The 14114-nt window shown below is 47.3% G+C and carries 12 protein-coding genes, 1 tRNA gene and 1 other RNA gene; 6 read left to right on the top strand and 8 right to left on the bottom strand.

The window, feature by feature from the left end:
- Window positions 1–17: 17 nt before the first annotated feature.
- The 6 genes from lepB to CVT49_11120 all read right to left on the bottom strand — a co-directional run bounded on the left by lepB (window position 18) and on the right by CVT49_11120 (window position 5916).
- Window positions 18–716 (bottom strand): signal peptidase I, encoded by a 699-nt coding sequence (lepB, locus tag CVT49_11095; GenBank protein PKK82932.1) that lies wholly within the window; start codon window positions 714–716, stop codon window positions 18–20.
- 28 nt (window positions 717–744) lie between these two features.
- Entirely contained in the window at window positions 745–1797 is a 1053-nt protein-coding gene (gene rseP / locus CVT49_11100) for an RIP metalloprotease RseP (protein ID PKK82933.1), read from the bottom strand.
- Between the two features lie 4 nt (window positions 1798–1801).
- Window positions 1802–2953, bottom strand: a complete 1152-nt coding sequence (locus CVT49_11105) for a 1-deoxy-D-xylulose-5-phosphate reductoisomerase (protein ID PKK82934.1) — start codon at window positions 2951–2953, stop codon at window positions 1802–1804.
- Window positions 2954–3021: 68 nt separating this feature from the next.
- Complete coding sequence (locus CVT49_11110) at window positions 3022–3639, bottom strand: peptidylprolyl isomerase (protein PKK82935.1); 618 nt, start codon at window positions 3637–3639, stop codon at window positions 3022–3024.
- Between the two features lie 303 nt (window positions 3640–3942).
- Window positions 3943–4641: a hypothetical protein gene (locus tag CVT49_11115; GenBank protein PKK82936.1), complete on the bottom strand. Its 699-nt coding sequence runs from the start codon at window positions 4639–4641 to the stop codon at window positions 3943–3945.
- Between the two features lie 147 nt (window positions 4642–4788).
- Window positions 4789–5916, bottom strand: a complete 1128-nt coding sequence (locus tag CVT49_11120) for a hypothetical protein (protein PKK82937.1) — start codon at window positions 5914–5916, stop codon at window positions 4789–4791.
- A 366-nt stretch (window positions 5917–6282) separates the two neighbouring features.
- On the opposite strand from CVT49_11120, the gene CVT49_11125 reads away from it, so the two are divergent.
- The 6 genes from CVT49_11125 (at window position 6283) to CVT49_11150 (ending at window position 11395) form a co-directional block, all read left to right on the top strand.
- Window positions 6283–6355: transfer RNA gene (locus CVT49_11125), tRNA-Ala, on the top strand.
- A 22-nt stretch (window positions 6356–6377) separates the two neighbouring features.
- Window positions 6378–6643, top strand: an RNA gene (gene ffs / locus CVT49_11130) — signal recognition particle sRNA large type.
- Between the two features lie 26 nt (window positions 6644–6669).
- The gene (locus CVT49_11135) at window positions 6670–8352 is read left to right on the top strand and encodes a DNA polymerase III subunit gamma/tau (GenBank protein PKK82938.1); all 1683 of its coding nucleotides are present in this window, start codon (window positions 6670–6672) and stop codon (window positions 8350–8352) included.
- A gap of 18 nt (window positions 8353–8370) precedes the next feature.
- Window positions 8371–8697 (top strand): YbaB/EbfC family nucleoid-associated protein, encoded by a 327-nt coding sequence (locus CVT49_11140; protein PKK82939.1) that lies wholly within the window; start codon window positions 8371–8373, stop codon window positions 8695–8697.
- Between the two features lie 7 nt (window positions 8698–8704).
- Window positions 8705–9301 (top strand): recombination protein RecR, encoded by a 597-nt coding sequence (locus tag CVT49_11145; GenBank protein ID PKK82940.1) that lies wholly within the window; start codon window positions 8705–8707, stop codon window positions 9299–9301.
- The gene (locus tag CVT49_11150; protein ID PKK82941.1) at window positions 9302–11395 is read left to right on the top strand and encodes a hypothetical protein; all 2094 of its coding nucleotides are present in this window, start codon (window positions 9302–9304) and stop codon (window positions 11393–11395) included.
- Window positions 11396–11397: 2 nt separating this feature from the next.
- On the opposite strand, the gene CVT49_11155 is transcribed toward CVT49_11150, so the two are convergent.
- Window positions 11398–12978, bottom strand: coding sequence for a hypothetical protein (locus tag CVT49_11155; protein PKK82942.1), 1581 nt, complete (start codon window positions 12976–12978; stop codon window positions 11398–11400).
- A 123-nt stretch (window positions 12979–13101) separates the two neighbouring features.
- On the bottom strand, window positions 13102–14106 hold the full coding sequence (locus CVT49_11160; GenBank protein ID PKK82943.1) for a hypothetical protein: 1005 nt from the start codon (window positions 14104–14106) through the stop codon (window positions 13102–13104).
- Between the last annotated feature and the right edge of the window lie 8 nt (window positions 14107–14114).

A 14114-nucleotide genomic window follows, 5' to 3' on the forward strand; every position in this document is an offset into this window, starting at 1 on the left:
ATTACTCAATATTTATTTTAATGAATTATGTCCAAGAGACGGCTCCATCTGACACGTTCCGGGAAATGAACGACATTATATAAAAATAATCTTGGGACCGACAAGGGATCGGTCACGGAAACCTCGGGTGATTTTTCATCCGGTTTCCAGGACCAGTGAATGAACATGGCCTGGCCCAGAATTAGATCCCTGTGAACAACACCCCAGAAACGGGAGTCATAAGAATTGTCACGATTGTCCCCCATCATAAAAAAACAATCCCTGGGGACCACAACCGGCCCGTAATTATCCCTGGTATTGTCGCCGTTGGGGGGTCTTGAGATCATTGGTTTGGTAAATTTGGAATGAGTTGGATTTGGGAAAACCACTCCATCTACATATAATACCTTATCTCTGACCTCGACCGTCTGCCCTCCGACTGCGACACAGCGCTTGATATAATTGGTAACACCGTCGCCGGGCCATTTAAAAATGACGATATCGCCGGGCTGCGGATCCCTGAAAGCCGGTAACTGCCAGTTGACAATCGGCATCCTGGCGCCATATTTGAATTTATTGGCGATCAGAAAGTCACCGACAAGAAGAGTATCCTCCATGGAAGCCGAAGGAATCTTGTAGGCTTCGACTATCGACGTCTTTATAATTACCGCAAGAACGACGGCTATCAGTAATGATTTAACATTTTCCCAAATTATGTCAAAAGCGCTCTTGGACATTTATACCTCTCGCTTTATTTTTATACACTTAACGTAAACGGAATATATCATTAAAAGTTACAAAAACAATCAGTATCAGCATAAAGGCCAGGCCGACCTGCTGGGCAACCAGGCGCGCCTTGATTGAGAGCGGTTTTCCCTTTAGTTTTTCCACGATCAGAAAAAGCATATGACCACCGTCAAGAACCGGAATCGGCAATATATTCAGAACCGCAAGATTAACCGAGAGGAGTGCCATAAATTCAAGCAGTACGTCAAATCCGGATCGGGCCGTCTGTCCGGCCAGCTGGCTGATAAATATCGGGCCTCCGATTCCGGAGGGATCGACCCTTCTGGTAATAAGATCATAGACAAAGCCAAACACCATTTTGACATAAAATATCGATTGACTGAAACCTTCACCAAAAGCCGAAACGATATTCATACGTGAGTAAATGACCTTGGGATTGATACCGATCAGCCCAATCTGAACCGAGTCACCGGAAGCGTTTTGCGCCCAGCTTTTTATGGTGGTCATGGTCTTTGTATAAAGCTGTCCGTCCCGTTCCCAGGTGACCGTTACCGGCTGCTCAATTTTGGGGTAGATAATCGAATCGGCCATATGGCGGAACGAATTTATGGCGACGCCGTCGATCTCGACAATCCTGTCACCCGGCAGAATGCCGGCCATGGCCGCCGGACCGGTTTCATCGACTCCCCTGACGATAACGGCATTATCGACCGCTTCGCCGCGGATCGAATAAACGCCGGCCAGGACCAAAACGGCCAGGGCGAAATTCATGAACGGCCCGGCGAATATAACCAGAAACCTTTTCCAGACCGGTTTTGACATAAATTCCCACGGTTCGCCGCTGGCTTCTTCATCGGGATTTTCTCCGGCCATTTTGACATAGCCGCCAAGCGGTATGGCGCCGATGGCATATTCGGTTTCGCCCCATTTTCTTGACAATATCGTCGGGGGAAAACCGAGCGAAAATTTATCGACCCTGATCCCTGATTTTTTGGCGACCAGGAAATGTCCTAATTCATGGAAAAATATCAAAACACCCAAAACAAAAATTGTCGCCAATGCTGTAATCAAAACATCACCTCATTATTTCTAAAGCAACTTTGCGGGCCCAGCGATCCGCCTCAAAAATATCCTCAAGATTCGGCTTTTCGGCAGGCTTATGTTTTTCGACCGTATTTATTATTATATCGGGAATAGCCCGAAATTCAATAGTCTCCTTTAAAAAGGCCGCCACAGCCACTTCATTGGCCGCATTATAAACGGCCGCAGTCGTTCCCCCCGAACGGGCGACCTTAAAGGCCAGTTTAAGTAAAATAAACTTTTCATAATCCGGTTTATAAAAATTCAACTTTCCCACTTCCGTCAAGTCTATATAACCATTATTACCGGCAACTCGTTCAGGAAAAAATAAGGCATAGGCAATCGGCAGCCTCATATCGGGGCTGGAAAGCTGGGCGATTATCGAGGAATCAATAAACTCGACCATGGAATGAATCACCGACTGGGGGTGAATAACGACATCAATTTTATCGATCGGAACCTGGAACAGATGCATCGCCTCAAGTATTTCCAGACCTTTATTCATCATGGTGGCTGAATCAATTGTTATTTTCGGACCCATTTTCCAGGTCGGGTGGCTCAGGGCCTGCTCCCTGGTAATTTTATCGAACTCGGAGAGCGGAACATCGCGGAAAGGTCCGCCGGAACCGGTTAGAATAATTTTTTTGATTTCCCGTTTTTGACCCGCAAATAGGGCCTGCCAGATGGCCGAATGTTCGGAATCAACCGGAATAATTTCGGCCCCGGTGCGGGCGGCAGCCTCATTTATTAGGGGTCCGCCGATGACCATCGATTCTTTGTTGGCCAGGGCCAGTCTTTTGCCGGCCAAGACCGTTTTCAGCGAGGCCGTCAGCCCGGCGGCGCCGACCACGGCATTGAGGACAATGTCGGCCTCCTCGAGCCCGGCCAGTTCCTCGACCCCGGTTTCGGCCTTAAATAGCCTGATATCATCCGCTTGGGAGGAATTTCGAAATTGTCGATAAGCATCCGGGTCGGTGACGGCCACATATTTCGGCTTGAATCTGGCAATTTGATCCCGAAGTAAATCGATATTCGAATGGACCGATAGGCCGACAACTTCGATTCGGTCAATGTTTTTCTCAACCACATCGAGGGCCGATTTGCCGATCGAGCCGGACGAACCAAGTATGACCAATCGTTTTTTCATCTATTTAAATAAACGGGGCCAAAGGCCCCGTGTTCCAATCAAAAATTTCTATCCCTCTGAAATCGAGATTACTCACCGGCCTCTTTTGTGACATCTTTGAGAATAGTTACTTTTCTCATAAAGACATCCTTGAGCGGTCTATCCTGAGCGCCGGTCTGGACCTTTCCAATTTTGTGAAGGGTATCATAGCCATCCATAAGATGTCCAAAGATGGTATATTGGCCATCCAGATACTGAGCCGGAGCCAGGCAGATAAAGAACTGTGATCCGGCCGAATTGGGATTCTGGCTGCGGGCCATAGATAATGTACCTTCAATATGTTTGAGCTTGCTGAATTCAGCGGGAAGGGAATATCCCGGGCCGCCGGTGCCGTTTCCTTTCGGATCGCCGCCCTGAATCATAAAGCCGTCTATAACTCTGTGGAAGATAAGGCCGTCATAGAAGCCTTCACGAATGCGGGCAAGCATGGAATCGACATGAATCGGGGCGACATCACGGAAAAGCTCCAGTTTCATGGTTCCGAAATCGGTCTCGATGGCAACTTCCGGATTATCCGCATTTCTCTTGGTATATTCGCTTTTTTCCACTATCTTATCCCCCTTCGTGTCTTTCGACTGCTCCTCTCCTGCCGACACCATGGAAAATACCAGGGTCATGGACAGCAGCAAGATGACAAAATACTTCATGTGCGCTCTTTCCTTTCCTTCCAGTCAAATTCAAAACTGATTTAGACTAATAATATACTTTCTCATTATACTACTGTCAAACCTCAAATTTCGATGAAATTTTAATCAAAAAAATATAACAAAATTGATTGACATCGGGCAAATAATGTGCCATGTTTAAGTGTAGAGCCCGAGAAGTTCTCGAATAGAGGGCTTCGTTCGCCTCTAGCAATAACAGCAAAAGCCCCGTGGAAACAACCTTTCGGGGCTTTTTTAATTTATGAATAATACGAGAATTCAAATATTAAATTTCACCTGCCCATTTTACGGGCTGACGTACAATTCAAGGGCCAGGTCGGGCGGCCATTGTTCGTCATATATGGATATTTTGCCTCCCCATAATTCAAGCAGGACATAACGGCAGGGATGTGCATAAAAGGCGCCCGGCAAATCATCGATAAAAATAAACCAACTGTATTTTTCCAGTATAATTTGCCCCCCCGACGGTCTGACTATTTTAGTTCCGGGAGCCAATATATTAGGCGCATAATAAAGGTCCTTCAGGGCCAGGCTGTCGAATAATATATCCGATATAACAGTCTGTATGGCGGTATCCAGATCATAATACAAATTCAGGGCATCATAAATATCGGGGGGCCACTGTTCATTTATGACGCTGATTTTGGAGCCGCTGGCCGGAACAAAAATATAGCGGCACGGGTGGGCCCAGCGCATACCGGGAGCATCATCGATAAAGAAGAACCAGCTTGGTTCGGACGCTTTATATGGTTCGGTCGGCTGCGGATCCTGATAATATCCAACTTCGGCTCCGGAGGGAAGCCTGTCGGGGTATCTGTAAAAGGCCAGGCTGTCCAGGTCATTGTGGAGAATATCGGATAGGACTTTCTGAGTGGCCTCGTTGAGATCAAGCGGGCTGGCGTTTTGATCATCGGAACAGCCGATAAAAATCGCGAAAATTATTATCAAAATAAGGCCGCCCAAAAAAAATACCTTCTGGTTCATATTAATTCCCTTTGACAAATTTGCTCCTCGCCTTATAAAAAGGCCCAGCTTTGACATATTTTTATACCATAATGACGATTGACGCCATTATCTGTCAAGGAATATATAATATCTGCAGGCGCATAAGCTTAATAATTTAATAGTTGTCTAAAACGATAAATTTATCTGCCAGTAATTGGTATTTGATGATTTATAGTCATCGGAACGGGCAAAATCGAATGAAATGTCAAGCTCATTTTTTATATCATTCAGGAAAGAACTGTCCGGGTTAGGATTGCGATGCAGTATATTCAACCGGCGCAATGCTTCCATTATGGAAAGACCAAATCCCCAGCTGAGATCATCGATATCTTCAATTTTGCCGGCCCTGAGAAATATCACGCCGGATAGACCGGTTTCGAGACCGAGCCTCCTTGTCCACAGGCTCTCAAGATGTCTCATTTGAAAGGCGGGCCGGAGTGACAATAGCTGGTGTTGATGGCGGGCCAGTGAATATATGAGAGAGAATCCAAGTGTTGTGGATGTTGGCAGCGGATTTTTTTCGGAGCCAAACCCCATATCCTGCCCTTCATTGGCATGAACGAAAGCAAAAGAAAAGGTCAAATCATCCTGTATTTTGGCCGCATCGTTTACACTGCTCTCGCGGGCCGCCAATTGCGAAAGAGAGATTTCCGCCAGAAGTCCCAGATCATAAGCATGGCCGTCGGCAATTTCCATATCAAGTTTTTCTTTGACATATTTCCCTGAGATTCCAATTCCAAGCTTGAAACACCTTGATCCAAACCCGATACTCGCGGTAATGCCTCGAACAACATCACTGGCCCGGAAATATGAAAACTCCTGTGATGTATCCCCGATTGGATAACCATAGTCGGTTCTCAATATGACACTGGTGTTGAGGGTCTGCTGAAAATAAGTCAACGCACCGATGAATTTGTTGTTGGAACAGTGAATTTCAGCGGGAACTCTAAGACCCGCCAAAAACGATTTCAATCTGAAATCGTCAATGATGTCGGGATAGAATTTAATGCTATTGGGAAGTGAAACGGCGATTTGTTTGTTGAGGTAAAAAATGCCGGCTGCGCCGGGATTCATCATGGCGGACTGCTCATCGGTAATATTCGCCCAGCAGCCGCCCATGCCATTGGCCCGGGCCGAATTATAGATGTTAAGAAATCGCATGCCGGCCGTGCCGACTTTGGATTGTCCAAACAGGCTCTGGCCGGAGGCCGATAATAATATCAGGCATATAAAAACAGGTTTTAAATATTTCATAATCCCCACCCTTGAAAGTCTATAGGCTTTGGATTCCTTACAACAAGCAATCCCTCACAATTAAGCTGGCCGACTTCGTTAAAGACATCTTTGACAAAAGAAAAATTATATTACTAAGATAGATCAATATAGAGGAAGAGACTATTCCTGTCAAGAAGCTGTGCAGGCAGGAAAAATCACTTTTTCAACCTGATGCGGCGTAAGATAAAGGGCGGTGTCTCCGCAGGTCGCCGAATCACCCATGGATTTCACATTACCGGTTAAACTTGCCAAAAGCACTTGATTTTCCGGATATTTTGTGTTTATTAAAGGGCTCTAAGACAGACCGAATGGCTTATATATTCGGAATGGATTGGCAATTGAATTGGGCCAGTAGCTCAGCTGGGAGAGCACCACGTTCGCAACGTGGGGGTCGGCGGTTCGATCCCGCTCTGGTCCAATAAAATATATAAGGGATTTCGGTGTGCTAGATGGGGAGTTAGCGGTGCCCTGTTACCCGGAATCCGCTATACCGGGATTGAATCCCCACCTGCGGCCTGTCCCGTCAGTAGCGCGGAAAAGGTAAGCAGTGATGATGGCCGGGTCCTGTACAATACGGACGCGCCGAACCCCGCCAGGACCGGAAGGTAGCAACGGTAGGCGATGATCGGTATGTGTTGCGGGGCAGCCTGGTCGGAGCCGGCTGCCTTGGAAACCTTCGGGCGGAGGGACAACGGTGGGTGCACACCAAAATAGTAAAACAAAGAAATTCCGATGTCATATCAGGTTCTGGCAAGAAAATACAGGCCGCAGCAATTCGACGAAATCGTCGCCCAGGAGCATGTCACCCGAACCCTGAAAAACGCCCTCAAATCGGGGCGGGTTTCATCCGGGTATCTATTCACCGGGCCGCGCGGCACCGGCAAGACGACGACCGCCCGGATTCTGGCCAAGGCTTTGAATTGTATCGACGGCCCGACACCGACGCCCTGCGGCAAGTGCCCCTCCTGCAAGGAAATAATCGCCAGTTCATCGCTTGATGTGCTCGAAATCGACGCCGCTTCCAATACCGGGGTCGATGATATCCGCACCCTGCGGGAAAATGTCCGCTATCTGCCGACTTCCGGGAAAAAGAGAATTTATATAATTGATGAGGTTCATCGGCTGTCCGGGTCGGCTTTCGATGCCCTGTTGAAGACGCTCGAAGAACCACCGCCGCACGTGGTTTTTATCTTTGCCACCACCGAGCCTTTTAAGGTGCCCGAAACCATCCGTTCCCGAACCCAGAGATATGATTTCCATCGCGTTTCGGTCGGCAACCTGAGCGAGCATCTCAAAAAAATAGCCGAGTCCGAGAAGATCGAAATCGATGACGGGGCCCTGTTCATGGTTGCGCGCAAGGCGGATGGCTCGGTGCGTGACGGGATGTCGCTGCTGGATCAGATGTCGGCCTATGCCGGGGAAAAAATCACGGCACAGAGTGTCATCGAAGCGCTGGGCCTGATCGACAGGCAATTTTATTTCGATTATATTGCCGCGATTGCGGCCAAAGATGCCTCGTTGGCGCTCGAAATGATCAAGAAGCTGGTCGATTCGGGAATCGAGATTCCCGAATTTTGCCAGGGTTTGGCCGATCATTTCAGACATCTACTCATTCTGCAAAATGCCCGTGAACCGGAGAAACTGCTGGAATTGTCGGAATCGGAAATGGAATCATTTCAGAAGCAGGTCGACTATTTCACATCAGGTGATTTGCTTCGCATGATAAAAATTATTACGGACATGACAATTGACCTCAAGAGCGGCATCGATCCGCGTTTGTTACTTGAGACCAATACCTTAAAGCTGGCCACGATGGAATCGACGGTTCTGTTCGAAGATATTCTGGCCCATCTGTCCGAGAGCGAGGGAATCGAGGACGAGTCGGAAATTGAGTCCGACCTTTTTGGAACTCCGGCCACATCCAAACCTGCGCCGGTGCATCCCACGCCGGAAAATTCGCCTGAGCCGGCGCCTCCGCCGGATCCGATCTCAATTCCGGGTGAGGTCAGGGCGATAAATCTGCCGATGGTGCAAAACAGTTGGCCGAATTATATCGAGAGTCTCAAGCGCAGCAACCCCATGCTCGCCGCGCTCCTGGCCATGGCGGAAATAAGGGAAGTCAGGGATAATGTTATTACCGCCGTTTTTTATAATGCCGGTGGAACCTCCAAACAGGTCGTGGAAAAGCCGCATTATATGTCGATTATTTCGGAAAGTTTAAGAGATTTTTTCAAAACCAATCTTAAAGTGAAATTCGAAGTTGATTTAAATAAAAAGAATAATATTGCCCCGAAAGCATCACCACAGCCGGAAAAGCTCGACACGGAAAAGTTGCTTGCTGAAGATGACAGACTTCGTAATATTGTTGAACGTTTCGATGGTGAAGTGGTGGGTCGAAAAAAAGTTGAAGATTAAAATAAGGAGTTATGAGATATGAATAAAGGCGATCTTGGCAATATGATGAAGCAGATTCAGAAGATGCAGGCCCAGATGGAACAGATTCAGGCGGAACTGGCGGAGACGCAGGTGGATGGAACCGCCGGCGGCGGAATGGTTACGGCCGTGGTCAATGGCAAGCAGGATCTGCTGGAAATTAAAATCGATCCGGAAGTGGTAGATCCGAAAGATGTCGAAATGCTTCAGGATTTGATTGTTGCCGCAGTCAATCAGGCCCGCCAGAAAGCCCAGGAATTGCAGGCGGAGCGGATGTCCTCTCTGACCGGCGGTTTGAATCTTCCCGGAATGAATTTGCCGTTCTGATTCGGTTATGTTTAAATCTGCTGAATCGGTTGAAAAGCTTATCAACCTTCTGGCCCGGCTTCCCGGGATCGGCCGGAAGTCGGCCGGCCGGCTGGCTTTTCATATCCTGAAAATATCCAAAGAGGAAGCGAATGAGCTGGCCGAAGCTATCCAGCTGGTTAAGGAGAAGGTCGGCTTCTGTTCGATATGCTTCAATATTTCCGAGCAGGATCCATGCTATATCTGTAATGATCCCGAACGCAGCCGCGAAATTATCTGTGTGGTCGAGCAGGCTTCCGATTTGGCCGCTCTGGAAAAAGCCGAAGGATTCAGGGGCCTGTATCACATTCTCGGCGGGCGCATCTCCCCTCTCGATGGAATCGGGCCGGATGATCTGAAAATCAAGGAACTGCTGTCAAGACTCGGCGATGATACCAAAGAATTGATCATTGCGACCAATCCCAATGTGGAGGGCGAGGCGACCGCTCTTTATCTGGCGAAACTGATCCGTCCGATGGGTGTAAAAATAACCAGGATCGCGCGGGGACTGCCGGTCGGAAGTGACCTTGAATATGCCGATGGGATGACTATTTCCCGCGCCATTGAAGGACGCCAGGAGATATAAATGAGCGAGAGAAAAAAGCTTTTTTCACTCAATCGAGAGGCCTTTTCAAATCCTCTGAATCTGACCGTTATAATTCTGGCTTTTATCATTTTGTTAGGACCTGTCCTCGGGCCGCTTTTAACACGCTTCAACTGGGGATTCAATGCCCTTAACTACCTGCCGAAACCGTTATATTATATCTGGTTCCCGGCAGCCGCGGTGGTGGCGGCGCTCTTTATTTTTGCGCCGCGTGAACATTTTATTTCGGCCCTGACCGCTCGTTATCTTTGGGGCGACAGAAAAATCATCGGGCGTCTGGCTGCAATTATCATTGCCCTGGCATTTTTTTTCCTGTTCAAGTATGAGGCCCATTTCTTCGGAAACGGTTATATACGAGTCGCCAATCTGACTCAGCGGACCATCCCCGTTTTTCGCTGGTTTGAATTCGGGGATACCTATCTCGCTTATCTTCTTTTTTCATTATTGGAAGCGGCGGGAACAACTAAGATTGCCGCGGCCATGTGGGCCTATCAAATATTATCATTTATTGCCGGACTTGTTTATATCAGTTTTTCATTCAAATTTTCCGAAAGCATCTTTGAAGGCGATGATGACCGGCTGTTGTCGCTGCTGTTGCTGCTGTTTTCGGGCTTATTGTTTTTCTTTTTCGGCCTTGTGGAAAATTACCCCATTCTTCTTGCCGTCGCGATAATTCTGATATATTTGTATGCACATTTAAGCGGTACGCGCCAGCGCAAATATCTTTATTTTATCTGGGCCTTGACCCTAATCGGTATGATTTTTAATTTTCAGATCATCACTTTTATTCCGGCCAACCTCTATTTGACATTTAAGCATCTGATAAAAAGAAAATCATTCAGCAATTTTTTGGGTTCACTGTCGGCCTCGGTTTTTATTTTGGCGGCTGTCATTATTCTCTATTTTAAGGCCATCGGCAATCTTCCCCTGTCCAGTCATATTCTATTTCTTTCGGCCAAACTTCCCGATATTGGATACTGGATGTTCAGCTTCCATCATCTTATGGATATCTTCAACCTGACATATATGATAATTCCGGTTTTCCTGATATTTATCTTTGTTTTGATAATGTCTTTCAAGTATCTGAAGAGCGAACGAATTTATATTACGCTCGGCTTTCTGACCATTTCTCAATTATTATATCTTCTTATTCTTGATCCCCGGCTTGGCATGGCCAGGGACTTTCCGATGTTCGGTCTGCTCTTGACCGGCTTGCTGGCCTGGGGGATATTTTCAATAATCAAGAGTCGCGGGATGCTTCGTCTGGACGGCAATACTATCATGACTCTGGCGCCCCTCTCATTATTAATCATTCTGCCTTCATTGTACATACATCTGCATCCGCCGGCGGCAGAAAAATATCTTGATAATTATATAACATGCAATGAAACCAAGACGGAAGCCGCTCTTTATGCTTTCCGTGATTATTATGTTACGATCGGCGAGAATGAGGCCGCCGTTCTAAAGGAAAAAGCCATCAGCAAGGCTCCCGGGGCTCTTGAATCGCAGTTGGTCAACGATCTTTATGCTCATGAGAGATTCGACGAGTCATTTGAATATGCCTTGCGCCTGGTCGAAAGGTATCCTTATGTCGGCCAGTATCGTATGCAAATAGGAAATCTTCTCAAGCATTATAAAAGATATGGGGATGCCGAAAGAGAGCTTAAGGCCGCTATAAAGCTCGACCCTTACAGACCTGATTTTTACCATTTCCTTTCCGAATTGTACCGCGAAATGAGACTGGAGCGCAAATGCTTTGAGGCCCTGGGACAAGGGATCGAGATCGATCCGCGCTCGACCATGCTCCTTATCGATCTGGCCGGCTATTCTTTCAGGGCACATCTTCCCGCCGAAGTCGACAGCCTGACCGACCTCGTCATGACGATCGACTCGACCGAGCCTTATGCCCTGATGTATAAAGGCCTGCTGGCCGATCAACGCGGTCAAAAGCAGGCTGCCCTGAATTATTTTGAACGGTTCGTCGGGGCTAATGACCGACTGCCGGAAGTGCCGGTGATTCGCAAAAGAATGAACTCAATTGTTCTGGAGCTTCGCGATACCACGTCAGCGCAATAATCTTACTTCAAAATCCGGTAGGATGAAAAATCGGTGGAAGCCCCTCCAATCAGTTCCAAATCAAAATAAGCGGTGATTTTATTCTCCGTGCTGTCATAGTACGGCGACTCGATACCGGGGTCATCGATGAATTTCGCTTTGATCTGATTGACCGCATAATCATAAAGCCCGATTTCATTCTTATCGAATTTTATGCCAAAACGGAATCCCTCAAAACCATAATTCGTTTTATATTGTTCATCGAACAGCATCGATTTTTTGTCGGCCAGTTGCGGTTCTTTGTCCAATAGAAGATTCATTTCCATTCTATTGTCCGATTCGTTCCGATATTCGATTTTCAGCCATTTATCCGAGACCGACAGGACCAGGCCGCTGTCGTTTATGAGGACTTTTTCCGTGGTGGTTTCGCCGGGATAAATGAGACCGTGGCGGGAGCGGCGTTTTTCCATGAAATCAAGAAAGCCGGATTTAATATCGGGCCACGGCTGATTCAGCGCCATTTCGATTGTTCGCTTGATATCATCGCATGACAGACTACTGACAGTCTTATAATCTCCCGACAGCGACCGATAGAGATCAAAGAAACGTTCTTCGCCCAGTTGCGAATAAATATATTTGGCCAGACACGCCCCCACCGGGTTGGTAATATCACCGCTGGTCTTATCGAGAAACTGATCATATGTCAAAATCGAGTCCAGTTCGACAATATCATATTTCAGAATATAATCGCCGAAATCAAAGACAACCTCCGGGGCTCGTTGCCATTGCCCGACAAAACAGGTGGCCAGCCCCTCCCGAATCAAGGGCAGAGTAAACAAAGGGGGATTCTGGAGTTCGTAATTCAGCAGCAGGAGAGCGACTTTATGGAAATCGGGTATGAACCGGGTAATTATAATATCAAACCCACGGTCATATCCTTCTTTATTGTTCATCCCGGATAAATTTTCCGCCTCGCGATCATCAAGGCATAAATAGTAATCTATTTTCTTATCCGCCAGCAGATTCAACTTTTCATCCGACATTATTAATTCGGCTGCCAGTGATTCGACCATATCATCCAGCGAACGGGCAATTAATTCATTATAGTGGCTTAATCGATCGGGATTAATGAAGAATCGAAAGTATTTTGACTCGGTGACCGGCCATCCTTTTGAATAATAATAATGAGGCGGGATAATCCAATAATAATCGCCAATCAGAGTTGTATAGTAATAATATGTAATCTTTTCACTGTCAAGCGCGCCTTCCAGCTTCCACCTGATGGTATTGCTGTCGAGAACCGCCTTTGCGACGATACCATCGGGAAGAAATATTTTCATGTTTTCATAATTATATACAAAGGGAGAAACACAGTCAGCCTTTATGGGGATTCCATCGTACTTAATACCCAGGCGATTCGACTGCTCCAGGCAGGACGGCTCCCATAATCCTGCAGCGGATTCAAAATTGCCCGATCGAAGCAGATCCAGATAATAGTAAATAATTTCCTGAGCTTTGGTCTCGTCCGCCGCAATCCCTTGCGCCGTCCAGAAAACAATCGCCGCCCCCGCTATAACAGATTTTAATATTTGCTTTAAAGACATTTGTATAACTCCGGAATATTGATTTAGCCAACCGTATCATAATATATATTTTATACCAACGGTTGTCCATAGCGAGCAAAAAAAAAGCCCGCCGGAGGCGGGCTTTAAAGGCAGATGTGTCAATTAAAATGTGATACTGGCTGAAAAGCGATGAACCGAGTCGAAACGGCCATAATCGACCCAGGCATAATCGAGAATGAGACCGGTGGATTCGGTCAGACTTGTCCGGAATCCCCCGCCCAACCCGATATTTTCCTCTTCGTAATTCAGCTTATATCCGGCGCGCAGGAAATACTTGTCCTGATAATTGTATTCGGCGCCGATCGAACCCTGCTGTTCATTATCATTAGGGTGCTTGGCCTCGAATGACATGACCAGCTTGGAATCGTTACTGAAATCAAAATCGTAAGCCATACCCACCCTGAACGTCAGGGGCAGGTGATACGGGTCGACATTCAGATTTCCGGCATATGGATCCTGATTGGGATTTGACTGATCAGGGTCATAGGCCACATCCAGGTCGGGACCGTCGAATTTCATATCGGGTCCCATGTTGGATATATTCATGGCCAGGCGCAGGGACCTGTATCCGGTATAAAGGAGAGTCCCGAAATCGAATGCGAAGCCTCGGGCATCCTCATGATAAATCCGTTCATCGATATACTTGAAGCTGACTCCGAACGAGAATTGAACCGTCAACTGGCGGGCATAGCTGAGCTGCAGCGCATATGACGATACGGAGTAGTTCAGGCCGGTGCCGTCCGGTTCATCGATCGTGGTGATTTCCTGGTCGGCCATGGAAAGGACGGTCGCGGACAGACCGAAGACCCCGATATCATTGAAATTTCTGGCATAAGCGACATAATTCAGGCTGACATCGGTGACATAATTGACATAGGTAAAGGCAATCTCATTTCCGGAGACATTGGTCAGTCCGGCCGGATTCCAGTACATGGCATAGATGTCATCGGCAGTGGCGACGCAGGCTTCACCGAGCCCGTTGTATCTGGCGCCGACACCGATCTTCAGAAATTGAGCTCCGGCGGTACCGGTCTTGGAGAATTCGCCGGCCAGCGCCGTAGTGCTCAACAGAGCTGTAAGTAAAAATATTACTATTTTTCTATTCATGGCGTTTT

The organism is candidate division Zixibacteria bacterium HGW-Zixibacteria-1, from assembly GCA_002838945.1.
GTDB lineage: Bacteria > Zixibacteria > MSB-5A5 > GN15 > PGXB01 > PGXB01.